Annotated in this window: 23 protein-coding genes and 1 rRNA gene; 22 read left to right on the top strand and 2 right to left on the bottom strand. The window is 41.9% G+C overall.

Annotated elements, in window-relative coordinates:
- Position 1 precedes the first annotated feature (1 nt).
- The 3 genes from hflC to A9260_RS04820 all read left to right on the top strand — a co-directional run bounded on the left by hflC (position 2) and on the right by A9260_RS04820 (position 2695).
- Positions 2-982: a protease modulator HflC gene (gene hflC / locus A9260_RS04830; RefSeq protein ID WP_068696757.1), complete on the top strand. Its 981-nt coding sequence runs from the start codon at positions 2-4 to the stop codon at positions 980-982.
- 71 nt (positions 983-1053) lie between these two features.
- Positions 1054-1239 carry a DUF2065 domain-containing protein gene (locus tag A9260_RS04825; protein WP_068696755.1) on the top strand — a complete coding sequence of 62 codons (186 nt, stop codon included), beginning with the start codon at positions 1054-1056 and terminating at the stop codon, positions 1237-1239.
- A gap of 139 nt (positions 1240-1378) precedes the next feature.
- A complete protein-coding gene (locus A9260_RS04820) occupies positions 1379-2695 on the top strand; it encodes an adenylosuccinate synthase (protein WP_068696753.1) in 1317 nt (438 codons plus the stop codon).
- Positions 2696-2782: 87 nt separating this feature from the next.
- On the opposite strand, the gene hmpA is transcribed toward A9260_RS04820, so the two are convergent.
- The gene (gene hmpA / locus A9260_RS04815) at positions 2783-3967 is read right to left on the bottom strand and encodes an NO-inducible flavohemoprotein (protein ID WP_068696751.1); all 1185 of its coding nucleotides are present in this window, start codon (positions 3965-3967) and stop codon (positions 2783-2785) included.
- A gap of 108 nt (positions 3968-4075) precedes the next feature.
- On the opposite strand from hmpA, the gene nsrR reads away from it, so the two are divergent.
- The 7 genes from nsrR (at position 4076) to rplI (ending at position 9539) form a co-directional block, all read left to right on the top strand.
- Positions 4076-4501 (top strand): nitric oxide-sensing transcriptional repressor NsrR, encoded by a 426-nt coding sequence (gene nsrR, locus A9260_RS04810; protein WP_068696749.1) that lies wholly within the window; start codon positions 4076-4078, stop codon positions 4499-4501.
- Positions 4502-4602: 101 nt separating this feature from the next.
- The gene (rnr, locus tag A9260_RS04805) at positions 4603-7062 is read left to right on the top strand and encodes a ribonuclease R (protein WP_068696747.1); all 2460 of its coding nucleotides are present in this window, start codon (positions 4603-4605) and stop codon (positions 7060-7062) included.
- A 12-nt stretch (positions 7063-7074) separates the two neighbouring features.
- The gene (gene rlmB, locus A9260_RS04800) at positions 7075-7812 is read left to right on the top strand and encodes a 23S rRNA (guanosine(2251)-2'-O)-methyltransferase RlmB (RefSeq protein WP_068696745.1); all 738 of its coding nucleotides are present in this window, start codon (positions 7075-7077) and stop codon (positions 7810-7812) included.
- Between the two features lie 296 nt (positions 7813-8108).
- Positions 8109-8498, top strand: coding sequence for a 30S ribosomal protein S6 (rpsF, locus tag A9260_RS04795; protein ID WP_068696743.1), 390 nt, complete (start codon positions 8109-8111; stop codon positions 8496-8498).
- An 8-nt stretch (positions 8499-8506) separates the two neighbouring features.
- Complete coding sequence (priB, locus tag A9260_RS04790) at positions 8507-8809, top strand: primosomal replication protein N (RefSeq protein WP_082957057.1); 303 nt, start codon at positions 8507-8509, stop codon at positions 8807-8809.
- Positions 8810-8825: 16 nt separating this feature from the next.
- On the top strand, positions 8826-9053 hold the full coding sequence (rpsR, locus tag A9260_RS04785) for a 30S ribosomal protein S18 (RefSeq protein WP_000090472.1): 228 nt from the start codon (positions 8826-8828) through the stop codon (positions 9051-9053).
- Positions 9054-9086: 33 nt separating this feature from the next.
- Positions 9087-9539, top strand: a complete 453-nt coding sequence (rplI, locus tag A9260_RS04780) for a 50S ribosomal protein L9 (RefSeq protein WP_068696739.1) — start codon at positions 9087-9089, stop codon at positions 9537-9539.
- Between the two features lie 84 nt (positions 9540-9623).
- On the opposite strand, the gene A9260_RS04775 is transcribed toward rplI, so the two are convergent.
- Entirely contained in the window at positions 9624-10346 is a 723-nt protein-coding gene (locus tag A9260_RS04775; protein WP_068696737.1) for a DUF481 domain-containing protein, read from the bottom strand.
- 267 nt (positions 10347-10613) lie between these two features.
- Here A9260_RS04775 and A9260_RS04770 point away from each other — a divergent pair, with 267 nt between their 5' ends.
- The 12 genes from A9260_RS04770 to A9260_RS04715 form a co-directional block, all read left to right on the top strand.
- Positions 10614-12014 carry a replicative DNA helicase gene (locus tag A9260_RS04770; protein WP_068696735.1) on the top strand — a complete coding sequence of 467 codons (1401 nt, stop codon included), beginning with the start codon at positions 10614-10616 and terminating at the stop codon, positions 12012-12014.
- Positions 12015-12022: 8 nt separating this feature from the next.
- Entirely contained in the window at positions 12023-13126 is a 1104-nt protein-coding gene (gene alr / locus A9260_RS04765; RefSeq protein WP_068696733.1) for an alanine racemase, read from the top strand.
- A gap of 161 nt (positions 13127-13287) precedes the next feature.
- Positions 13288-14940, top strand: coding sequence for a glucose-6-phosphate isomerase (gene pgi / locus A9260_RS04760; protein WP_068696730.1), 1653 nt, complete (start codon positions 13288-13290; stop codon positions 14938-14940).
- 177 nt (positions 14941-15117) lie between these two features.
- The gene (locus tag A9260_RS04755) at positions 15118-15921 is read left to right on the top strand and encodes a MetQ/NlpA family ABC transporter substrate-binding protein (RefSeq protein WP_068696728.1); all 804 of its coding nucleotides are present in this window, start codon (positions 15118-15120) and stop codon (positions 15919-15921) included.
- A 208-nt stretch (positions 15922-16129) separates the two neighbouring features.
- Positions 16130-17110: a tRNA dihydrouridine(20/20a) synthase DusA gene (gene dusA / locus A9260_RS04750; RefSeq protein WP_068696726.1), complete on the top strand. Its 981-nt coding sequence runs from the start codon at positions 16130-16132 to the stop codon at positions 17108-17110.
- A gap of 196 nt (positions 17111-17306) precedes the next feature.
- Positions 17307-17513, top strand: a complete 207-nt coding sequence (locus A9260_RS04745; RefSeq protein WP_068696724.1) for a hypothetical protein — start codon at positions 17307-17309, stop codon at positions 17511-17513.
- Positions 17514-17595: 82 nt separating this feature from the next.
- A complete protein-coding gene (locus A9260_RS04740; protein WP_068696722.1) occupies positions 17596-18255 on the top strand; it encodes a TIGR04219 family outer membrane beta-barrel protein in 660 nt (219 codons plus the stop codon).
- Between the two features lie 162 nt (positions 18256-18417).
- Positions 18418-18648: a thymidylate kinase gene (locus A9260_RS04735; RefSeq protein WP_068696720.1), complete on the top strand. Its 231-nt coding sequence runs from the start codon at positions 18418-18420 to the stop codon at positions 18646-18648.
- Between the two features lie 112 nt (positions 18649-18760).
- Positions 18761-20563 (top strand): assimilatory sulfite reductase (NADPH) flavoprotein subunit, encoded by a 1803-nt coding sequence (locus A9260_RS04730; RefSeq protein ID WP_068696718.1) that lies wholly within the window; start codon positions 18761-18763, stop codon positions 20561-20563.
- A complete protein-coding gene (cysI, locus tag A9260_RS04725; protein WP_068696716.1) occupies positions 20563-22278 on the top strand; it encodes an assimilatory sulfite reductase (NADPH) hemoprotein subunit in 1716 nt (571 codons plus the stop codon). The genes A9260_RS04730 and cysI overlap by 1 nt, the downstream gene beginning before the upstream one ends.
- Positions 22271-23044 carry a phosphoadenylyl-sulfate reductase gene (locus A9260_RS04720; RefSeq protein WP_068696714.1) on the top strand — a complete coding sequence of 258 codons (774 nt, stop codon included), beginning with the start codon at positions 22271-22273 and terminating at the stop codon, positions 23042-23044. The genes cysI and A9260_RS04720 overlap by 8 nt, the downstream gene beginning before the upstream one ends.
- A 687-nt stretch (positions 23045-23731) precedes the next feature.
- Positions 23732-24017: ribosomal RNA gene (locus A9260_RS04715) — 16S ribosomal RNA — on the top strand; the annotation flags it as partial.

Raw genomic sequence — 24017 nt, 5'->3', positions numbered from 1 at the left:
AATGCGTAAGTTAATGATCCCTGTAGTAGTAGTTATCATTGCACTACTGTTGATGTCGGTATTTGTGGTCCCTGAGGGTGAGCGCGGTATCGTAGTTCGATTTGGTCGTATCTTGAAAGATAACAATGAAATGTCTCGTATTTACGAGCCAGGTCTGCACTTTAAAATGCCATTGTTTGACAACGTGAGACGCTTAGATGCTCGTATCCAAACGATGGATGGCCGTTCTGACCGTTTCGTAACGTCTGAGAAAAAAGACGTTATCATTGATTCATACGTGAAATGGCGTATTGAAGATTTTGGTCAATACTATCTTGCAACTGGTGGCGGTAATGCACTAACGGCGCAAGCGCTATTAGAGCGTAAAGTGACGGATGTACTTCGTGCAGAAATCGGTTCTCGTGAGATTAAGCAGATTGTATCGGGTCCTCGTAATGAGAAGGTACTACCTGATGAATCAGAGCTAGACGATACAGTTTCTGAAGCGGCTCGCGCTGCGGTAGAGATTGATGGCGAACGTGATAAAATCATGGCTGTAGTTCTAGATGATACTCGTCAAAGTGCTATGGATGACTTAGGTGTTCGCGTTGTTGATTTCCGAATGAAGAAAATCAACCTACCGGATGAAATCTCTGAGTCTATCTATCGTCGTATGCGTGCTGAGCGTGAATCTGTTGCTCGTAAGCACCGTTCTCAAGGTCGTGAAAAAGCCGAGATTATCCGTGCTCAAGCTGAGCTAGAAGTTGCGACAGTACTAGCCGAAGCAGATAGAACAGCCCGAGTTACTCGTGGTGATGCAGATGCTAAAGCCGCTAAGATCTATTCTGATACATACAGTAAAGATCCTGAGTTCTACAGCTTTGTACGTTCTTTAAGAGCGTATGAGAAATCTTTCTCTGAAAAAGGGGACATTATGGTCCTTGATCCTAAGAGTGATTTCTTCCGCTTTATGAACGATGCGAAAGGTGCACCTCGCAAGTAGATTCAATTAACTATTTCAAAGGCTCCTATTTAGGAGCCTTTTTTATTCATCAATTAAAAAGAAGAGTGATTATGTCCCAGGGAATTTGGATTGCATTAGGGTTGGTTCTGATATTGGAAGGTTTAGGTCCATTACTTGCGCCTAATGCTTGGCGAAATATGATGCAACAAATGAGTCAGCAGCCTGATAATCAATTGCGTCGTATTGGCGGATGCCTTGTTGTTGCAGGGGCTGTGATTACCTTTATGCTACTGTAAGCATTGCTGAGGTTTTAATATTGGTCTTAACTTAATTTGAAAAACCATCATTATTTTATGGTGAACGCTCAAAAAATGACTGCAAATTTGCCTTTTCGGTGCTAAAATCCTTTTTTAACTAGCAATCAGAATTGGAAAGATGGGAAATAACGTAGTTGTTTTAGGCACCCAGTGGGGTGACGAAGGTAAAGGTAAAATCGTTGACCTTTTAACTGAAGATGCAAAGTATGTGGTTCGCTATCAAGGCGGTCATAATGCAGGCCACACTCTAGTTATTGACGGTGAAAAAACCGTTCTACACTTAATTCCATCAGGTATCCTACGCGATAATGTAAAATGCATTATTGGCAACGGTGTAGTACTTTCTCCTGATGCGCTTCTTAACGAAATGAAGCCTCTTGAAGAGCGCGGCATTCCTGTTAGCGAACGTCTGTTCATTTCAGAAGCTTGTCCATTAATTCTTCCTTACCACATCGCTATCGATCAAGCGCGCGAAGTTGCTCTTGGTAAAAAAGCGATTGGTACTACTGGTCGTGGTATCGGTCCAGCATACGAAGACAAAGTAGCTCGTCGTGGCCTACGTGTAGGTGACTTATTCGACAAAGCTACATTTGCAGAGAAGCTTAAAGAAGTAATGAAGTTCCATAACTTCCAACTTGAGCATTTCTATAAAGTTGACCCAGTAAGTTACGAAGAAGTTCTAGAGCAAGCTATGGGCTATGCGGATCTTCTAACTTCAATGGTTATTGATGTTACTGACGAACTAGACGCAGCACGTAAGCGCGGCGACAAAATCATGTTCGAAGGTGCTCAAGGTACGCTTCTAGATATCGACCACGGTACTTACCCATACGTAACTTCTTCTAACACTACTGCTGGTGGTGTTGCTGCAGGTTCTGGTTTTGGTCCTCGTCACATCGGTTACATCCTAGGTATTGCGAAAGCTTACTGTACTCGTGTTGGTTCAGGTCCATTCCCAACTGAGTTGTATGACGGTTTGGAACAACAAGATCCAATCGGCAAACACTTAGGTGAAGTTGGTCATGAGTTTGGTGCGACAACTGGTCGTCTACGCCGTACAGGTTGGTTTGATGCCGTTGCTATGCGTCGTGCAGTACAACTAAACTCAATCTCAGGTTTCTGTCTAACTAAACTAGACGTACTAGATGGCTTAGAAGAGCTAAAAATCTGTACTGGTTACAAGATGAATGACGGTTCTGTATTAGAAGTATCGCCAATGGCTGCTGAAGCATTCGAAGAAGCGACACCTATTTACGAAACTATGCCTGGTTGGTCTGAGAAGACTTACGGTGCAACATCTATTGATGCATTACCACAAGCTGCACTTGACTACATCAAGCGTATTGAAGAGCTAACTGGTGTGCCAATTGATATCATCTCTACAGGTCCTGACCGTAACGAGACTATGATCAAAGTTCATCCATTCGGTGCTTAATCGAATTAAACTTTGAATAAAAAAAACCGGCTTGCGCCGGTTTTTTTGTATCTACGATATGGTGATCGTTAATTACTACGATTGATATTACAATACTTTATGTGGACCAAAGCATTCGTAATTAATTTGGTCTTCATTGAAGCCAAGAGTAATCAGCTGTTTAGCAGCCGCTTGCATGAATGGTACAGGGCCACAGAAGTAGATGTCTGCATCTTTCGGTAGTTGTTTCTCGTTCAGTTTAGACAGTTCAATTAGGCCATCGAATTGGTAATCTTGAGCTAGCGTATCGCTTGCAAGAGGGTTACGGTACCAAGTGATTGCTTCACAGTTGTCTTGTTTGCTACATAGTTCAGAAACGTGCTGTTTAAAGGCATGTTGCTTGCCGTCTTCAGTTGCATGAATCCAAGTAACAGGTACTTCACTTCCTTGCAGTGTTTCTAGCATAGAAAGCATTGGTGTTAGGCCAACACCTGCTGAGATAAGTACTACAGGTTTTTTAGACTCAGCGTTTAGGAAGAAGTCACCTGCTGGAGCCGCAAGTTGTACTGTCTCACCTTGTTTTAGGTGATCATGCAGGAAGTTTGATACACGGCCTTCACCTTCACGTTTTACAGAAATACGGTAAGTATTTTCGTTTGGCGCAGCGGATAGGCTGTATTGACGAATTTCTTGGTTTTCAAACATCGGAGTATTGATGTAGATACCAAGGTACTGTCCTGGTTTAAAGCCCATAACAGGACCGCCATCCGTTGGTTTGAAAACAAAGCTGCTGATTAATGAGCTTTCTTCTGTTTTCTCGACAACTTCAAATTCTCTTAGTCCACGCCAACCGCCATTAAGGTCATTGTTTTCTGAGTAGATTTGCTCTTCACGGTCAATAAAGATATTTGCTAGTAAACCGTACGCTTCACCCCAAGCATCAAGAACGTCTTGACCTGGAGAGAATAGCTCATCAATTGTCGCTAAAAGATGACCGCCAACAATGCTGTATTGTTCCGCAGTGATCATGAAGCTTGTATGTTTTTGTGCAATTTTCTCTACAGCAGGTAGTAATGCTTCAAGATTATCAATGTTGGCAGCATAACCACAAATGGCATTAAATAGTGCTTCTCTTTGATCACCATTGCGCTGATTGCTCATGTTAAAGATATCTTTCAACTCAGGGTTATGCGTAAACATACGATCATAAAAATGAGCGGTTAGTTTAGGACCCGTTTCTGCAAGCAGAGGAGCTGTGGCTTTAACTGTATCAATCGTTTTTTGTTCCAACATCTTATATCTCGCCTAAAGGTGTATATTAAAGTCATGTTTATTGTTGTGTAAAACGTATATTAAAGTCAACAAAAGAATTACACTGTGAGGACGAGACGGAGTACCACTATGCAAATTACCAGTTTTACCGATTATGCCATTCGAACTCTTATTTATTTGGCTGCCTTAAAAGATGATGAACTTACTAATATTACTCAGGTGAGTGAGGTGTTTGGTATCTCTCGCAACCACATGGTGAAAATTGTCAATAAACTTGGCCAAAAAGAGTTTATACATACCATTCGAGGTAAGAATGGTGGGATTAGACTGAATAGACCGGCTAGTGAAATTAATATAGGTAGTGTGATTCGGGAGCTAGAACCTCTCACGGTAATTAATTGTTCTCCAGAGTTTTGCCATATCACGCCTGCTTGTCGTCTAAAAAGCTACCTTCACCGAGCAAAAGAAGCATTTTTAGCAGAATTGGATCGTTGCTACTTAGACGATCTTCTAGATGATAATTCAGAATTACTGATTTTGTTGTCCAAAGGCTAATAGAAAAAGACGATTATTTTACTAATTACTAAAGCATTTTTTCCTTGTGAGGCATTACTAGAATATACTTTACTTAATTATTCTAATTAATGAGCACATCCATGTCCGATTCTAAATCTCTTGACCCCCATGCAGATCGAGAGGCTAAAAATTACGAGAACCCAGTACCGAGTAGAGAGTTTCTTCTAAGCTTTCTTGAAGGTGCTGGCGTGCCAATGAATCGCAACGATCTATTTACCGCACTAGAACTTAGCGGTGAAGATCAGTATGAAGGCTTACGTCGCCGATTAAATGCGATGCTACGTGATGGCCAATTAGTTTTCACTCGTCGCCAATGTTTTGCTGTTCCTGAAAAATTAGAGATGATTAAAGGACATGTCATTGGTCATAAAGATGGTTTTGGCTGGGTTCGCCCTGAAGGCGTCATCGGTAAAGATCACGACTTGGTTCTGCCTTTCCATCAAATGCGTGGCATCATTCACGGTGACTACGTTTTAGCTCAACAATCAGGTACCGATAAACGAGGTCGTAAAGAAGCTCGCATCGTTCGCGTACTTGAAGAGCGTGCCATACAAATCGTCGGACGTTTCTTCCTTGAATTTGGTCACGCTTATGTTGTGGCTGATGATTCTAGAATCCATCAAGACATTTTGATTCCTAAAGAGCACCGAATGGGCGCTCGTATGGGTAATGTTGTTGTGATTGAAGTAACAGACCGTGGCAGTCGCTCTCGTGGTATGTCAGGTAAAATTATTGACGTATTAGGTGAGAACCTAGCACCGGGTATGGAAACGCAAATCGCCATCCGCACTCATCAAATTCCTAATGAATGGCCAGAAGAAGTCACCAAGCAAATTGCCTCATTAGAAGAACAAGTTCCAGAAGAAGCGAAAAAGGGACGTGTAGATCTAAGAGATCTGCCATTAGTCACCATTGATGGTGAAGATGCCCGTGATTTTGATGATGCCGTATATTGTGAGAAGAAAAAAAGCGGTGGCTGGCGCTTATGGGTCGCCATTGCTGATGTCAGTTATTATGTTCGCCCTGATTCAGCGCTAGACAAAGAAGCGATTAATCGTGGTAACTCAGTGTATTTCCCATCTCAGGTTGTGCCTATGCTACCTGAGGTGTTATCTAACGGCTTATGCTCGCTAAACCCTCAAGTTGATCGCTTGTGTATGGTCTGTGAAATGACCGTATCGGACAGCGGTAAGCTCTCTGGTTATAAACATTATGAAGCGGTGATGAACTCTCACGCTCGTTTAACCTACACCAAGGTGAACGATATTCTTAATGGTGACGAAGAACTGAATCAGCGCTATGAATCAGTCGTTCCACACCTGCAAGAGCTGCATAATATGTACGGTATTCTTAAAACATCTCGAGAGCGTCGCGGCGCAATAGAGTTTGAAACCGTAGAAACGAAGTTTATCTTTAATGCGGATAGAAAAATTGATCGCATTGAACCGGTTATTCGAAATGACGCTCATAAGCTCATTGAAGAATGCATGATTTTAGCGAATATCGCTTCAGCTTCTTTTGTAGAAAAGCTTAAAGAGCCTGCGTTGTATCGTATTCACGAAACACCGGGAGAGCAAAGACTGGTCGGTTTTAAAGACTTCTTGAGCGAGCTAGGTTTAACCCTAAATGGCGGTCTAGAGCCTTCACCAACCGATTATGCAGAGTTAATGCATGTGGTTACTCAGCGTCCGGATAAAGAGCTTATCCAGACAATGCTGCTACGCTCAATGAAGCAAGCTGTGTATAATCCAGACAATGCAGGTCACTTTGGACTGGCACTCAAACGTTATGCTCACTTCACTTCACCTATTCGTCGCTATCCTGACTTATTATTGCACCGTGCAATCAAGTATCTGATTGCTAAGCAAGAAGGTTACAATACTGATAGATGGACCCCAACGGGTGGCTATCATTATTCTTTTGATGATATGAACGTATTTGGTGAACAGTGTTCGATGACTGAGCGCCGCGCTGATGATGCTACACGTGATGTAGCGGATTGGCTAAAATGTGAATACATGCAAGACCATGTGGGTGAAGAACTGGATGGTGTTATTGCTAATGTCACCGGTTTTGGTTTCTTTGTTCGATTAACCGACCTACATATTGATGGCCTCGTTCACATTTCATCGTTGGCTAATGACTACTATCGTTATGATGTGGTTAGCCAGCGTTTGGTCGGTGAAAGTTCCGGTCAGATCTATCGTCTTGGCGATCAGGTTAAAGTTAAAGTATTAGCGGTTAACCTAGACGACAAACAGATTGATTTTGAAATTGCGGGCAGTAACCGTGTGCCAAAAGGCAAAGGTAAAACAGCTAAGAAGCGCCTTGTAGAAGATGCAAAACGTTTTGATGGCAAGAAAGACGGTTCAGCAAAAAAAGAAGGGCGTTCTAAGCGCGCTAAAACGATGGTTGAACCTACAGTACGTCCTGATGGAAGTACCGATGCAAAGCCTGCATCAAAGAAATCAAAATCGCAGAAAGCCAGAAAAAACAAAGCACGCAGCAATAAAAATAAAGCTCGCGCTCCTAAGAAATAAGAGAAGTGATTAATGAGTAACGAATATATTTACGGTATCCACGCAATTAAAGCGGTGTTAGAGAATGATCCTGCACGCTTTATCGAAGTATTTGTTTTAAAGGGGCGTCAGGATGACCGTTTGTTACCTTTAATTAACCAGCTACAAGCGTATGGCGTGTCTATTCAGCAGATGGGACGCAAAGCATTAGATGACAAGTCTAAAGGTGCTAATCACCAAGGCATTATTGGGCGTGTTAAGGCTGCAAAAGTATTAAATGAAAATGATCTGGATATCATTTTAGCGTCTAATGAAAACCCATTATTACTTATTCTAGATGGTGTGACTGATCCGCATAACTTAGGCGCTTGTTTGCGTAACGCAGATGCAGCCGGTGTGGCAGCGGTTATCGTACCTAAAGATAAGTCTGCGCCTTTGACTGCAACAGTAAGTAAAGTTGCTTGTGGCGCAGCAGAAACCGTCCCTTTGGTTCGAGTTACTAACCTTGCGCGCACTATGCGTCATCTACAAGAACAAAATGTTTGGATTGTAGGTACGGCAGGTGAGGCAACTCATGATGTTTATCAAAGTAAGCTTACGGGCTCTTTGGCAATTGTTATGGGCGCAGAAGGTGACGGTATGCGTCGTCTAACTCGTGAAACTTGTGACGACCTGATTAAGATTCCGATGGCGGGTTCTGTATCAAGTCTGAATGTTTCTGTTGCATCAGGCGTATGCTTATTTGAAGCAGTAAGACAGCGTCAAAAATAAATTATTAGGTCGTCCCAGCGATAACCAGTGATAAATAGGAGCCTAGGCTCCTATTTTTATATCAATGCATATTGGTGCTTTATATAACGGTTTTTATTGCTTGATTTGTATAGATAAAAACCAAAAAACACACCTCTAAAAACTATATCTTCTCATTGCGTCTTTTTCTCTTGATATTACTGGGCGATTTCTGTACTATTTGCCGTCCTTAAAACTCGGTCATTTATCTTTAGTTCCTTGCTTCCTCTGGACGACCGGGCCACTCGTGGAAGCTAATAATCCGTAAGGAGCAACAAATGCGTAATTACGAAATCGTATTCATGGTGCACCCTGATCAAAGCGAGCAAGTTGCTGGCATGATCGAGCGTTACACTGGTTCTATCAACGAAGCTGGCGGTACTATCCACCGTCTAGAAGACTGGGGTCGTCGTCAACTGGCTTACCCAATCAACAAGCTTCATAAAGCTCACTACGTTCTTATGAACGTTGAAGCTGATCAAGCTGTGATCGACGAGCTAGAAACTGCTTTCCGTTTTAACGATGCAGTTCTACGCAACATGATCATGCGCACTAAAGGCGCTGTGACTGAGCAATCAATTATGCTTAAGCAAAAAGAAGAACGTGCTGAACGTGCTCCTCGCCGCGAAGAGCGTACTGAAGCTAAGCCAGAAGCATCTGCTGAGTAATTGATTGTATGACCAATCGAATGGACTTAAGTGGCACTGTTACTAAAGACCCTATTCGAACACAAAGCCCCTCGGGGATATCACATTGCCAGTTTTGGCTTGAGCATCGCTCAGATGTGATAGAAGCAGAGCTTCTAAGACAGGTTTACTGTCGAATGCCTGTAGTGGTAAGTGGTAAAAAGTCACACACTTTAACTCAAGAACTAGTTAAAGGCAGCACAATCAGGGTAAGTGGCTTCGTCGCTTATCAAACTAGCCGAAATGGCTTAGGAAAACTGGTTTTGCATGCCCAAGATATCACTCAAATTTAAGATCAGGAGATAGCCCATGGCTCGTTTCTTCCGTCGTCGTAAATTCTGCCGTTTTACTGCAGAAGGCGTACAAGAGATTGATTACAAAGACGTAGCAACTCTTAAAAACTACATCACTGAAGCTGGTAAAATTGTACCTAGCCGTATTACTGGTACAAGCGCTAAATATCAGCGTCAACTAGCTCGTGCAATCAAGCGTTCTCGCTACCTAGCACTACTTCCGTACACTGATAAGCATCAGTAATCGGTCGATTTATTAAGAATAGAGGATTAAATAATGCAAGTTATTCTACTTGATAAAATCGGTAACCTAGGTGCACTTGGCGATACTGTTAACGTTAAATCTGGTTACGCTCGTAACTACCTTATTCCACAGAATAAGGCAGTAATGGCAACTAAAGCTAACGTTGAAATGTTTGAAGCTCGTCGTGCTGAACTAGAAGCTAAAGTTGCTGAGCAACTAGCTGCTTCTCAAGCTCGTGCTGAGAAAGTTAACGCTCTAGAAGCTGTTGTTATCGCATCAAAAGCTGGTGACGAAGGTAAACTATTCGGTTCTATCGGTACTCGCGACATCGCTGACGCTGTTACAGCTGCTGGCGTTGAAGTTGCTAAGAGCGAAGTTCGTCTTCCTGAAGGCGCACTACGTAACACTGGTGAGTTCGAAGTAAGCGTTCAACTTCATTCTGAAGTTTTCGCAACTGTGAACCTACAAGTTGTACCTGCAGAGTAATTTTTTACTCTAAAGACGACTTTAAAACACCGACCTTGGTCGGTGTTTTTTTATGCCTAAAGCAATATGTCTAAAGAAAGGGGATTAGAAAAGAAAAAGTAGGTTTACTGAAAAAATAGAATCGGTATTACTGAGTCCGTCAGGGACTTTGTTGTGATGCTGACGATTGTAAACAAGCTTTAGTGCGATATCTTCTGTTATCGCGTTGATTACAGATAACTCAGTATCTGTTCGAGTGTTACTTTCACCTGCGATAATAGTTAGGTTGCCACCGATTGACAGCGTTTTGATCGGCTTCCAAACCATCGATAGATTGCCACGAATAATAGCTTCTTGAACTGTTTCAGGAAAGACGATGTCATCATCATCAATTTCATCTAAATTAGGCTCTTGATAGCGATAACCCGGCCCTAATTCCCCTTCAAGTAAAAGATATTTACTATTGGTTATTTGATAACCCATACCCATTGAGACCGTATAATCGGTAAAGTAAGCACTGTATTTAGAGTCATAACCGCTAAAGTTGGCGTAGCCATAGCTCTTGGGCCCAAGCTTATAATCCCCTTGAATATCATAGGTAGACTGCCGTTTATCTTCTTCCCCATCTTTATACAACAAGTAATATTTCCACTCGCCATTAATACGGTAGCGGTTTTTGATGTACTCACCACTAAGTCGTGAGTTTAAAGATTCAGAGTCGGAATTTCCGCTGTGCGCTTGGTAACCGAATTCGACTTCAGTTTTAAAGGGGGAAGGGCTATCGATATTCGTATCATCAGGCTCTTCCGCATGAAGCCCTGAGCACATCAGAGACCCCAGACAAAATAGCAATTTTTTGGACACGAAATACCTTTAACTTAATGGATACTAAAGCATTGTAGCTTATGTTATTGATGCATAGTCAATACTTGGTAAATACTTATACAAGTAAATGTTAACCAAATACTAATACTAGCATTTTCATTCTGTAAATATAGGCAACCGAATTAATGCTGTTAGATAAAACATATTTTTTGACCACATCATCATTACCATTGGTATAATGCAAGGAATCTCAAATCACTGAGCATATCCATGGCAGATCAACGAACAAATACAAAGCGCGATCCTCAAGTCGATGCAATTAAGGCTCCTCCACATTCACTGGAGGCTGAACAGTCGGTAATCGGCGGATTATTGCTAGATAATGAGCGCTGGGATACGGTTGCTGAGAAAGTAATGGCCACCGATTTCTATAGCCGACCGCATAGAATGATATTTGAGGCGGTAAAATCACTGCTCGAAGATAGCCAACCACTGGACCTCATTACCTTATCTGAATTTTTAGAGCGTCGAGAACAACTCGAAGACGTGGGTGGTTTTGCCTATTTAGCTGATTTAGTTAAGAACACACCAAGTGCTGCCAACATTAATGCTTATGCCGAAATTGTGGCAGAGCGTGCGGTCGTCAGAAATCTAATCGGTGTTGCAAATGAAATAGCTGACGCGGGCTATGATCCGCAGGGGCGCTCTTCTAGCGATCTTGTCGATTTTGCAGAGAGTAAAGTATTTGCCATTGCCGAAGAACGTTCTAGTGAAAAAGATGGCCCGCAAAGTGTTGATAATATTCTAGAAAAAACACTGGAACGTATAGAGACACTATACAAAACACCGCAAGACGGTGTGACCGGTGTGAATTCTGGTTTTAATGACTTAAATAAAAAGACCGCAGGCCTTCAGCCTTCGGACTTGATTATTGTGGCAGCTCGTCCATCTATGGGTAAAACAACCTTTGCGATGAACTTATGTGAAAACGCCGCAATGGATTCAGACAAGCCGGTTTTAATTTTCTCTCTAGAGATGCCCTCAGAACAAATCATGATGAGAATGCTCGCGTCTTTATCTCGAGTGGATCAAACCAAGATTCGTACCGGACAATTGGACGATGAAGATTGGGCTCGTATTTCTTCTACTATGGGCATTTTAATGCAGAAGAAGAATATGTTCATTGATGATAGCTCGGGTTTAACACCGACAGAGCTTCGTTCGCGTGCGAGACGTATTGCCCGTGATAATGGTGGTTTAAGCCTTATCATGGTCGATTACCTGCAGTTGATGCGCGTTCCGGGAATGCAAGATAACCGTACTTTGGAAATCTCTGAAATTTCTCGCTCTTTAAAAGCGTTAGCCAAAGAGTTGAACGTACCAGTTGTGGCGCTTTCACAGCTTAACCGTTCATTGGAGCAACGTGCAGATAAACGCCCGATCAACTCGGATCTACGTGAATCAGGTGCGATCGAGCAGGATGCCGATTTAATCATGTTTATTTATCGCGATGAGGTTTATAACCCAGACAGTGCGATGAAGGGAACGGCTGAGATTATCCTTGGTAAGCAGCGTAACGGTCCTATCGGTTCGGTACGCTTAACGTTCCAAGGGCAGTATTCTCGTTTTGATAACTATGCTGGCCCTGCATTTGATTATGATGACGAGTAGGAAAGATCATGAGTAGATTAAAGGCTGCTGTAGCTTCCATTAACACCGATGCATTGCGCCATAATATCAAACGCTTGCATCAGCAAGCGCCTAATAGTCGTCTGCTTGCGGTAGTAAAAGCCAATGGTTATGGGCATGGTTCTTTGGAAGTGGCTAAACACGCCGAAGGTGCTGATGCTTTTGGTGTTGCCAGAGTTGAAGAAGCACTTCAGCTTCGAGCCGGTGGTATTGTTAAACCTATTTTGTTGTTGGAAGGTTTTTACTCCGATGGTGACTTACCTATTTTAGTCGCCAATAACATACAGACAGTTGTTCATTGTGAAGAACAGCTGCTCGCTTTAGAGCAAGCAGAGCTAGACAACCCAGTTGTAGTATGGTTAAAAATGGATACTGGCATGCACCGCTTAGGAGTTCGTCCCGAGCAGTATGATGAATACATCCAACGCTTACATGAGTGTAAAAATGTCTCTCATCCGTTGCGATACATCAGTCATTTTGGTTGTGCTGATGAGCCAGAAAATCCAATCACTTCACAGCAACTTGAGCTATTTAAGAAAACGACGGCAAGTTGTAAAGGAGAGCGTTCAATCGCCGCATCCTCTGGCATATTGTCTCGTAGTGATAGTCATTTTGAGTGGGTTCGTCCTGGGATCATCATGTATGGGGTCTCACCTTTTAATGACAATGATGCTCAGCAACTTGGCTATCGCCCCGTAATGACATTACGCTCACATCTTATCGCTATTAATGACCTTAAAGCTGGTGAAAGTGTTGGCTATGGGGCAAATTGGACAAGTAAACGAGATACTAAAATAGGTGTGATTGCGGTGGGATATGGTGATGGATATCCTCGCACTGCGCCAAATGGGACGCCAATATTAATTAATGGTCGCAAAGTACCGTTATCCGGACGTGTCTCAATGGATATGTTAACGGTTGATTTAGGTCCCGATGCCACTGATGAAGTAGGCGACTTAGCCGTACTTTGGGGAGAGTCTTTACCAGTGGAAGAAGTAGCAAGATACATGGGAACGATAGCTTATGAATTAGTGACTAAGCTAACGTCTCGCGTGATACCTGCTTACATTAAAGATGATGCTGAGTCTATCTAACGACAAAGCATATCTACTACAATTGCATACATATAAAAATCAAATTATTCAGATAATCGCCCTTAGAGGCGCGTTATCACCGTCAGTATCAGGGGAGCTCAATAATGGATATGACAATCCTTGGTTGGGCATAACTTAAAATTAAAATAATAGGAATCATAATGTTGAAAAACATCAATCCAACGCACACAGATGCATGGCAGGCTTTAACCGCACATTTTGAATCAGCTCAAGATATGGAGATGAAAGATCTCTTTGCTCAAGATTCTGAGCGTTTTACGCATTTCTCTAAAAACTTCGGTAATGACATCTTAGTTGATTACTCAAAGAACTTAGTCAACGAAGAAACAATGAAGCACTTGTTTGATTTGGCTAAACAAACAGAGCTTCAATCAGCAATCGACGCCATGTTCTCAGGCGAAGCAATCAACAAAACAGAAGGGCGCTCAGTTCTTCATACCGCTTTGCGTAATCGTAGCAACACACCTGTGGTTGTTAACGGTGAAGATGTGATGCCAGCAGTTAATGCTGTGCTTGAAAAAATTAAGTCATTCACTGATCGCGTTATCGGTGGTGAGTGGAAAGGTTATACGGGCAAAGCAATTACTGATGTTGTGAACATTGGTATTGGTGGTTCAGATCTTGGTCCATACATGGTGACGGAAGCGCTTTCTCCTTTCAAAAATCACCTAAACCTACACTTTGTTTCTAATGTCGATGGCACTCATATTGCTGAAGCGCTAAAGAATGTAAACCCAGAAACGACGCTTTTCTTAGTCGCGTCTAAAACATTCACTACGCAAGAAACAATGACCAATGCACACAGTGCTCGTGATTGGTTCCTAGCAGAAGCGCAAGATGAAGCTCACGTAGCTAAGCACTTTGCCGCTTTATCGACTAACGCAGAAGCGGTTTCTGAGTTCGGTATTGATACTGCAAACATGTTTGAATTCTGGGATTGGGTTGGCGGTCGTTATTCTTTATGGTCAGCAATCGGTCTTTCTATTGCCTTGGGCGTGGGTTACGACAATTTTATTGAGTTGCTAGCGGGTGCTCATGAAATGGATAACCATTTCAAATCAACTGAGCTTGAGAACAACATCCCAACTATTCTGGCACTTATTGGTATTTGGTATAACAACTTCCACGGTTCAGAGTCAGAAACCATACTTCCATATGACCAATACATGCACCGCTTTGCCGCTTACTTCCAGCAAGGTAACATGGAATCAAACGGTAAATACACTGATCGTAATGGCGATGCTGTCGATTACCAAACAGGTCCAATTATTTGGGGCGAACCTGGTACAAACGGCCAACACGCTTTCTATCAGTTGATTCACCAAGGTACTAAGCTGATTCCTTGTGACTTTATCGCTCCAGCGAACAGCCACAACCCAACGGGTGATCATCATCAAAAACTAATGTCTAACTTCTTTGCTCAAACAGAAGCATTAGCCTTTGGTAAATCTCGTGAAGTAGTCGAAGCCGAATTAGTGGCCGCAGGTAAATCTGCGCAAGAAATTGCCGAGCTTGCACCATTTAAAGTGTTTGAAGGTAATCGCCCAACTAACTCAATCTTAGTGAAGCAAATTACGCCTCGTACTTTAGGCAACCTGATTGCGATGTACGAACATAAGATCTTTGTACAAGGTGTTATTTGGAACATCTTTACTTTTGATCAGTGGGGCGTAGAACTTGGTAAGCAATTGGCTAGCCAAATTTTACCAGAGCTAGCAGACAGTGTAGAAGTTGCTTCTCACGATAGCTCAACCAATGGTTTAATTAATGCGTTTAAGAATTTGCGCTCGTAACTTCTAAAACGATTAACAATAAAGGTCAGCCATGTGCTGGCCTTTATTGTTTTGCCTGAGTTATTTCTGACATTTATTGACTGTGCTTAGCATCACAATTAATGATTGCTATCAAATCACAAAAGAGTATATTTAATTTAGATGGCTAGAAGTCTAAAATTAAATATAGGAATGATCATGAAAGGAATAAAGCAGTTAGTCGGTTTAGCATTTATCTCGGCATTGGTATTAGGGTTAAGTGCTTGCGGTCAACAAGAAGCTAAAGTGATTAAAATTGGCGCAACTGTTGGACCTCATGCTCAAGTGGTTGAAGCTGTCGCAAAAGAAGCGGCAAAACAGGGAATCAAAGTTGAAGTGGTACAGTTTTCTGACTACATCACCCCCAATGCCGCGCTAGAGGATGGCAGTATTGATCTTAATAGTTATCAGCATCAGCCTTTTCTTGATAACTACAATGAAGGTCATAATTCACATTTAGTCTCTATTGGCCGTTCAATATTGATGCGTATGGGGATCTACTCAAATAAATTCACCTCCATAGATGCATTGCCTAATGAAGCGCGAGTTGCTATCCCCAACGATCCAACCAATGGTGGACGTGGGTTATTACTATTAGAAGAAGCTAACCTCATTACTCTTAAGCCAGGAGTAGGCTCAAAAGCCACACTACAAGATATTACCGCAAACCCAAAACACCTAAAGTTTGTTGAAGTGGACGCTGCGCAACTACCCCGTTCTCTTGATGATGTGGATGCTGCTGCAATTACAATGAACTATGTCATGTCTGCGGGTTTAGATCCTAAAAAACAAGGCATCTATTTAGAGTCAAAAGATGCACCTCTTGCGGTGATGGTGATCGCAGCTAAAGAAGATCAACAGAATAATCCTGGCTACCTAAAACTCGTTAAAATATTCCAGTCTCAAGCAACGCGTGATTTTTTACAGAAAACCTTTAAAGGCACCATTGAGCCCGCATTCTAAATGAATACAGAAATAGCTTACAAAGGCCATTTGGATAATATCTAAATGGCCTTTGTTGTATATAGGCAAAGTCTATGATTGATGAAGATTCAGCCAAGCCGTATAATCCGCCGTTCAAAGTGGAGGTGAGAGTCATCTCTACTTAAGCATCACGAACACAAGCATCAATTTCGTTTCGTGTTGTACAGTTCAATAAAAGGTCTTAACTATGTATTCATCATCTCGCTTATCTGTCGCCCCAATGCTCGATTGGACAGATCGTCATTGTCGCTATTTTCATCGTCTGCTATCACAGAACACTCTTTTGTATACAGAGATGGTGACGACAGGTGCCATCATTCATGGCAAAGGTGATTTTTTACGTTTTAGCGAACAAGAACATCCCATTGCTTTGCAGCTTGGTGGTTCTAATGCTAAAGATCTTGCTCATTGTGCCAAGTTGGCGCAGGAGCGCGGTTATGATGAGGTTAACTTAAATGTTGGGTGTCCTTCTGACCGTGTACAAAATGGACGTTTTGGTGCTTGTCTTATGGGTGAGCCACAATTGGTTGCTGATTGCATTGCTGAGATGAAATCGGTGGTTGATATTCCAGTGACAGTAAAGACGCGCATTGGTATTGATGATCAAGACTCTTATGAGTTCTTAACTGATTTTGTTTCAACCGTTCATGAAAAAGGCGGTTGTGAGCATTTTACTATCCACGCTCGTAAAGCATGGTTAAGTGGCCTTAGCCCTAAAGAGAACCGCGAAATCCCACCATTGGATTATCCTCGCGCCTATCAAATCAAGAAAGATTTTCCACATCTAGATATTGGGGTGAATGGCGGCGTTAAAACTATCGATGAAACCCTTGAGCATCTACAGCACCTTGATGGTGTGATGATTGGTCGAGAGGCGTATCAGAATCCTTATTTATTGGCTGAGGTGGATCAGCTTATCTTTGGCCAAGATAAACCCATCATAAAACGCAGTGAAGTGGTTGAGTTGATGTACCCGTATATTGAACAACAACTATCTGATGGTGCTTACCTAGGACACATTACTCGTCATATGTTAGGACTGTTTCAAAGCATGCCGGGCGCTCGTCAATGGCGACGTTACATTAGTGAGAATGCTCATAAGCCAGGTTCAGGTATCGAAGTTGTTGAAGCTGCACTGGCTAAAATCCCTAAAGAGTTGGGAGTGTAGGCTTAACCACTAGTTGGTTATTTACACCACATTGAACGAATGCACAAAGCCCTTGTCTATGATTAGGGCTTTTTTGTTTTTTATTATCAAGGTGTTAGCATTATTGATAGTTTGGCAAGGTACTTGCTTTATAGGAAAGTAAGGGGTCTAAAGTCAGGTCTTAATTGAGTCGTAGTCAATTTATTTAGGAGTCACTATGTTTGAGCTATTGATGTTACTTATGTTCTTTGGTGTATTTTTCTTCGTCGGCTTAACATTTTTTGGTTTCTTCGTTGCGTTTGCAGCGGTATTTGCACTGAGTATTGTGGTGAGTTTATTAGGGGCGGCTTTTAATTTACTTCCTTATATTATAATCGGAGCCATTATCTACGGCCTGTTTAGGTATTACCGTACATGTTCATAACGTTACTTATTGATTTAACTAAAATCTATGTATGCTAGTATCTGCATATAAAGGAATGATTTTAGTTTTATAGGGGTAGGGAATGAACAGATGCACTTTCGTTGCTGTTGTCGGAGCCTGTGCATTGGCAAGCTCTTGGGCTGTGCAGGCTAAAGAGGCACAGCCGGGTATTCATGGAAAAGTGACTGCCGATATGTTCTGGGGCAGTACAAAGATTCGAGAAACTCGCCAAGATGATGATGAATTGCCAGTGTTATCTGCGCAAATTGAACATGATGTTCCTTACCTTCCTAATTTTCGCATTCGATATACAGGGTTAGACACCACCTACATTGCTCACGATAAGTTTGATTACACTTTCTATTATCGTCCTCTAAGAACAGAGAACTTAGAGCTAGATGCAGGCTTTACTCTAACCGATTACCGAGACAGTTCATTTTATGATGAAGACTCGGGTCAACGTATCGATTTTGATGGGGTTATCTTTAGTTGGTATGCGAATGCTCTAATCCAAGTTCCCAACACCAATTTTGCGGTCATTGGCGAGTTTGATTATGGTGAAACTAGCGATATTAAATCTGCTGATGTAACTGGTGGTGTGCAATATACCTTTGCTTTAACTTCTGCAGATATTGTATTACGTGGTGGATATCGAGTACTTGATTACACTTTTAAAAGTATTGATGATAAAGCCTACGGGTTTGTCGATGGTTGGTTTGTTGGTGCTCAAGTTGCTTTCTAATCTGTAATACCGTTTAGGTTCATTCGACGAATACTATAAATAGCCTGTCCTTTTGTGACGGGTTTTTTATTATCTGCCAGATTCTATTTGATAGTCGTTATCAACTCGCATTTTTATCAGTTTGGTCCATCCTTAATAGGAGAAATAGGGAGCAAGCTTTATATGACAATCAATGAACTTCGTGTGCTGTATCGTTCTGAGCGTTTGGTGGAAGCTATTGTGGAGCAAAGTAGCCAAGATGGCTTGTGGTTAGTTGAGTTTAGGGATAGTCATGGTGGCATCCTAGCCCTTACAGATCCTCAAGGGGAACAACATTACTACAGCGATCTTGATTCTGCTTCAAAGAGTGCTATGGCGGTTGGATTTAGCCAAGTGAGAGTCGAAATACTATAGGGGAAATAGTTTTTCATTCCTTTTGATTATTAAACATGCTTCTTTATTCTTTATTGCTATTACAAATTATAGGTAATCTTATGGTCATGTAATATACAGGGATAATGTGACCATGTTGCTCAAGGATCTTTCCGGCTTTGCTTCACCACTTAGTGATAATCAAGCAAACCAATTAAAACAAGCTGCTGCTGAACTATCGCCACAACAATTGGCATGGGTTAGTGGTTACTTTTATGGTATCAGCCAAAATCATACGATTGCCTCAGTTCCTCAAGTCGAGAGTACAACTGGCACAGCCTCACAGCTGACTATCATTTTTGCTTCTCAAACTGGAAACGCTAAAGGCGTTGCTAAACAGTTGCATGCAAAAGTACAAGAGGAAGGCTACGCCGCCAAACTCTATGATGCTGCTGACTATAAACTCAAGAGTTTAAAAAATGAAACTCACGTTATTGTGGTTGCTTCTACTAACGGCGAAGGTGAAGTGCCTGATAATGCGATTGAGTTTTATGATTACCTCAATTCTAAGAAAGCGCCAAAACTTGATAAGTTGCAGTATGCAGTTATCGGTCTTGGTGATTCTAGTTATGAGTTCTTCTGCCAAACAGGTAAAGACTTTGACGCTGCACTTAGCAAGCTAGGCGCAACCCCGTTTATTGACCGAATTGACTGTGACTTAGATTATGAAGCGCCGGTTGCCCAATGGCAGACTCAGGCTCTTGATACCATCAGTGAGTTATTTAAATCATCAACAAGTACTGCTGGTGAAGTTGTCTCTTTACCAACTTCAACTACTGGTTCTCAATACAGCAAGCAATCACCTTATACCGCGAGCTTATTAACCAACCAAAAGATCACCGGTCGTGATTCCACCAAAGATGTCAGACACATCGAAATTGATTTAGAAGAATCAGGCATTACTTATCAGCCAGGCGATGCATTAGGCGTTTGGTATAAAAATGATGAACAGCTGGTGGATGCGATTCTAGCAACGGCGGCCATTGATAAAGACGAAACGGTTGAGCTTGACGATCAAACCATTTCAATCAAACAGGCATTGATTGAGTCTTTTGAAGTGACCTCATCTAATCCTCAGTTTGTGACTCAGTATGCGCAAAAGTCTGATAGCAAAAAACTACTCAAATTAGTCGAAGATAAAAATAAGCTTCGAGAGTATGCCGCTAAAACTCAAATCATTGACGTTATTGCAGAGAAGAAAGCACAGCTAACGGCTCAAGAATTAATTTCGATGCTAAGACGACTGACTCCACGTTTATATTCTATCTCTTCTTCTCAGGCAGAAGTGGATGAAGAAGTGCACTTAACGGTTGGTGTTGTTGAATACGATACCAATAAAGGTAAGCGAATCGGTGGCGCTTCTGGATTCCTATCTAATGGTTTAGAGGAAGGCGAAGAAGTTAAGGTGTTCATCGAGCATAACAATAACTTCAAACTACCTAGTGATGACAATACGCCAGTTATCATGATTGGCCCAGGAACAGGTATTGCTCCTTTTAGAAGTTTCTTACAAGAGCGTGATGCAAGAGAAGCCGAAGGTAAAAACTGGTTAGTCTTTGGCGACAGAACGTTTGCTCAAGATTTCTTATACCAAGTCGAATTCCAGCGTTACTTAAAAGACGGCTTATTAAGTCAGCTTGATGTGGCCTTTAGCCGAGACGGCGCAAATAAAGTTTATGTGCAAGACAAGTTAAAACAAAACGCCGAGCAATTATGGCAATGGTTGCAAGACGGGGCATACCTCTATGTCTGTGGTGATGCAGAAAGAATGGCGAAAGATGTACAGACAACGCTATTAGATATTGCACAACAGCAAGGCGGATTAAGCTCAGAAAGTGCTGAAGAGTGGCTAAAAGATCTTCGTAAACAGAAACGATACCAAAGGGACGTATATTAATGGAAAAGCAAGTTGTATTGGGTGAAGAACTAGGCCCACTTTCTGACAATGAAAGACTAAAACGAGAAAGTAACTTTTTGCGTGGCACCATTACTAACGACCTCAAAAACGAGATTACCGGTGGCTTTGAAGCAGATAACTTTCAGCTAATACGTTTTCATGGAATGTATCAGCAAGATGATAGAGACATTCGTAACGAGCGAGCAAAGCAAAAATTAGAACCTTTGCATAATGTGATGTTGCGTGCGCGCATGCCCGGCGGTGTGATTACGCCTAAGCAATGGCTCGCTATCGACAAGTTTGCGACTGAAAGCTCTATGTATGGAAGTATCAGACTAACTACTCGTCAAACGTTTCAGTTTCACGGCGTATTGAAGCCAAACATTAGGCTCATGCATCAAACCTTAAATTCAATCGGTATCGATTCAATCGCAACAGCCGGTGATGTGAATCGAAATGTACTTTGTTCAAGTAACCCTGTTGAATCAGAGCTACATCAGCAAGCCTATGAGTGGGCAACAAAGATCAGTGAACATCTACTGCCAAAGACTAGAGCTTATGCCGAGATCTGGTTAGATGGTGAAAAAGTAGAAACAACAGATGAAGAACCGATTCTGGGAAGTAACTACTTACCACGTAAATTCAAAACTACGGTTGTAGTGCCACCAGATAATGATGTTGATTTACACGCCAATGATTTGAACTTTATTGCGATTGCTAAAGATGGCAAGTTAGTCGGCTTTAATGTATTGGTTGGCGGTGGGTTAGCAATGACTCACGGTGATACTTCGACCTATCCTAGAAAAGCCGATGAGTTTGGTTACATTCCTCTGGAGCATACTTTAGAAGTTGCCGCGGCAGTTGTTACCACTCAGCGTGACTGGGGTAACCGTTCAAACCGTAAAAATGCGAAAACAAAATACACACTAGATCGCGTTGGTATTGATGTATTTAAGCAAGAAGTAGAAAAAAGAGCGGGAATTACCTTTGAGCCAGTTCAAGAGTATCAACTTACTAACCGTGGTGACAAGCTTGGTTGGTTAGAAGGAATAGACGGTAAGCACCACTTAACTCTGTTCATTGAGAACGGAAGGTTACTCGACTTCCCAGGCAAGCCATTAAAAACGGGTGTTGCTGAAATAGCGAAAATCCATAAAGGTGATTTGCGTATGACGGCAAATCAAAACTTGATTGTTGCCGGTGTCCCTTTAGAAGATAAAGATAAAATAGAGAAGCTAGCTTTTGAGCATGGTCTTTTAGATTCAACAACGTCTCAACAACGTAAAGATTCTATGGCGTGTGTGGCATTTCCTACTTGTCCTCTAGCAATGGCAGAAGCAGAACGTTTTCTTCCTCAGTTTGTGACTGATGTTGAAGGCATACTGAAAAAGCATGGTGTGGACGAAGATGAAAGTATCATTTTACGCGTAACTGGCTGTCCGAATGGTTGTGGTAGAGCAATGTTGGCCGAAATCGGTCTAGTAGGTAAAGCACCAGATAGATACAACGTATACCTTGGTGGTAATAAAGCAGGTACTCGCGTACCTAAGATCTACAAAGAAAATGCCAGCTCAGCGCAGATACTTGAAGATATTGATACGCTGGTGGAACGATGGACTGCAAGTCGTCAACCACAAGAAGCATTTGGGGACTTTGTCATTAGAGATGGCATTGTAAAAGAAGTCTTAGTATCTAAGAGGGATTTTCATGCTTGAACTTAAACAAAAACCAGATCTGCAAGAGATCGTAAATCTTAATAAAGTTGAGCAAACTTTAGAGTTGGCGAGATTAAATGCTGAACTCGAAGATATGACGACACAGCAGCGTATTGCATGGGCATTGAATAATTTGCAAGGAAGCCACGCTCTTTCTTCAAGTTTTGGAGCTCAAGCTGCGGTAATGCTTCATCTAGTTACGCGCCAACAACAAGATATCGCGGTGATATTGACGGATACAGGGTATCTATTCCCTGAGACCTATCAATTTATCGATGAGCTAACAGTACTATTGGGGTTAAACCTTAAAGTTTATAAAAGCGTACTCAGCTCAGCTTGGCAAGAAGCTCGCTATGGTCAGCTATGGAATAAAGGTGTCGAAGGGCTAACTCAGTATAATCAGTTAAATAAAGTAGAGCCGATGCGCCGAGCTTTAACTGAACTGAATGTTGGAACTTGGTTCTCCGGATTACGTAGAAGCCAATCAGACTCAAGACAAGGGTTGCCTATTTTATCTATACAAAATGGTGTATTTAAATTCTTACCTATAGTCGACTGGACTAGTGAGCAAATAAATCAGTATATAGAAGAGCATGGTCTTCCACAGCATCCTCTTAAAGAGCAGGGGTATATCTCTATTGGTGATGTGCATACAACCACAAAGTATGTAGAAGGAATGAAAGAGCAAGATACTCGTTTCTTTGGATTAAAGAGAGAATGTGGGCTTCATGAAGATAATGAAGAAGAAAATGGCTCTGGTATCTAAATATAAGCAGCCATAAAACAATTAAAATCAAACCGCCAATTTGGCGGTTTTTTTGTGTTTTTGAATAACTCTGTGGATAACCTGTACCTAAAAGGGGGGTAAAAATGGATAAATAGGGCTTTCAGTCAAAATTTGAGCGAAAAGCTATTTTTATTAAGTTTTTTGAAAAAAAGCCTTGCCGATGCGTCAATGTTCTCTATAATGCGCCTCACTGACACGGCAGAGCGCACAACGCTTCGCAGTGATTCATAGGCAGTTTAGCCGAACCATTTGAGTTTAACTTCTTTTAGAAAATAAACTTAAAAAAGTGTTTGACACTGAGGTTCAAAACGCTAGAATGGCCGTCCGCTTTGAGATGTACCTCACAAAAGGAATCATCTAAAGCACGCTCTTTAACAATTTAAACCTATCAATCTGTGTGGGCACTCGTTGATGATAATCGAAAAGATTTATCAATGAACTGAGTGACCAATATCAAATTGGAAATCAGCCTTGAGCTGGTTTGTTTTACTACTTTCTTTAAATAGAGAGGAAAAGTGAAAACCAATAAGAGCACAGTCAATTCATTACTATTCTGTTGGAATAGTAATAGCTTTAAAATTACTTCTTACTTTCGAGTAAGGAACAGTTTTGAAGTCAGTATTCATTGAGCCGGTCGCCTTTTTATAAGAGCGGCCAAAAAAACTTTAATTGAAGAGTTTGATCATGGCTCAGATTGAACGCTGGCGGCAGGCCTAACACATGCAAGTCGAGCGGAAACGACAACATTGACCCTTCGGGTGATTTGTTGGGCGTCGAGCGGCGGACGGGTGAGTAATGCCTGGGAAATTGCCCTGATGTGGGGGATAACTATTGGAAACGATAGCTAATACCGCATAACGTCTACGGACCAAAGAGGGGGACCTTCGGGCCTCTCGCTTCAGGATATGCCCAGGTGGGATTAGCTAGTTGGTGAGGTAATGGCTCACCAAGG

The sequence above is a fragment of the Vibrio sp. UCD-FRSSP16_30 genome (genome assembly GCF_001676025.1).
In the GTDB taxonomy this organism is placed as follows: Bacteria; Pseudomonadota; Gammaproteobacteria; order Enterobacterales; family Vibrionaceae; genus Vibrio.
This window is presented reverse-complemented; position numbering and strand designations above follow the sequence as displayed.

Bases quoted from the DNA above. Each gene is read 5' to 3' on its own strand.
- hflC (WP_068696757.1), top strand. From the start codon at position 2: ATGCGTAAGTTAATGATCCCTGTAGTAGTAGTTATCATTGCACTACTG.
- A9260_RS04825 (WP_068696755.1), top strand. From the start codon at position 1,054: ATGTCCCAGGGAATTTGGATTGCATTAGGGTTGGTTCTGATATTGGAA.
- A9260_RS04820 (WP_068696753.1), top strand. From the start codon at position 1,379: ATGGGAAATAACGTAGTTGTTTTAGGCACCCAGTGGGGTGACGAAGGT.
- hmpA (WP_068696751.1), bottom strand. From the start codon at position 3,967: ATGTTGGAACAAAAAACGATTGATACAGTTAAAGCCACAGCTCCTCTG.
- nsrR (WP_068696749.1), top strand. From the start codon at position 4,076: ATGCAAATTACCAGTTTTACCGATTATGCCATTCGAACTCTTATTTAT.
- rnr (WP_068696747.1), top strand. From the start codon at position 4,603: ATGTCCGATTCTAAATCTCTTGACCCCCATGCAGATCGAGAGGCTAAA.
- rlmB (WP_068696745.1), top strand. From the start codon at position 7,075: ATGAGTAACGAATATATTTACGGTATCCACGCAATTAAAGCGGTGTTA.
- rpsF (WP_068696743.1), top strand. From the start codon at position 8,109: ATGCGTAATTACGAAATCGTATTCATGGTGCACCCTGATCAAAGCGAG.
- priB (WP_082957057.1), top strand. From the start codon at position 8,507: ATGACCAATCGAATGGACTTAAGTGGCACTGTTACTAAAGACCCTATT.
- rpsR (WP_000090472.1), top strand. From the start codon at position 8,826: ATGGCTCGTTTCTTCCGTCGTCGTAAATTCTGCCGTTTTACTGCAGAA.
- rplI (WP_068696739.1), top strand. From the start codon at position 9,087: ATGCAAGTTATTCTACTTGATAAAATCGGTAACCTAGGTGCACTTGGC.
- A9260_RS04775 (WP_068696737.1), bottom strand. From the start codon at position 10,346: ATGTGCTCAGGGCTTCATGCGGAAGAGCCTGATGATACGAATATCGAT.
- A9260_RS04770 (WP_068696735.1), top strand. From the start codon at position 10,614: ATGGCAGATCAACGAACAAATACAAAGCGCGATCCTCAAGTCGATGCA.
- alr (WP_068696733.1), top strand. From the start codon at position 12,023: ATGAGTAGATTAAAGGCTGCTGTAGCTTCCATTAACACCGATGCATTG.
- pgi (WP_068696730.1), top strand. From the start codon at position 13,288: ATGTTGAAAAACATCAATCCAACGCACACAGATGCATGGCAGGCTTTA.
- A9260_RS04755 (WP_068696728.1), top strand. From the start codon at position 15,118: ATGAAAGGAATAAAGCAGTTAGTCGGTTTAGCATTTATCTCGGCATTG.
- dusA (WP_068696726.1), top strand. From the start codon at position 16,130: ATGTATTCATCATCTCGCTTATCTGTCGCCCCAATGCTCGATTGGACA.
- A9260_RS04745 (WP_068696724.1), top strand. From the start codon at position 17,307: ATGTTTGAGCTATTGATGTTACTTATGTTCTTTGGTGTATTTTTCTTC.
- A9260_RS04740 (WP_068696722.1), top strand. From the start codon at position 17,596: ATGAACAGATGCACTTTCGTTGCTGTTGTCGGAGCCTGTGCATTGGCA.
- A9260_RS04735 (WP_068696720.1), top strand. From the start codon at position 18,418: ATGACAATCAATGAACTTCGTGTGCTGTATCGTTCTGAGCGTTTGGTG.
- A9260_RS04730 (WP_068696718.1), top strand. From the start codon at position 18,761: ATGTTGCTCAAGGATCTTTCCGGCTTTGCTTCACCACTTAGTGATAAT.
- cysI (WP_068696716.1), top strand. From the start codon at position 20,563: ATGGAAAAGCAAGTTGTATTGGGTGAAGAACTAGGCCCACTTTCTGAC.
- A9260_RS04720 (WP_068696714.1), top strand. From the start codon at position 22,271: ATGCTTGAACTTAAACAAAAACCAGATCTGCAAGAGATCGTAAATCTT.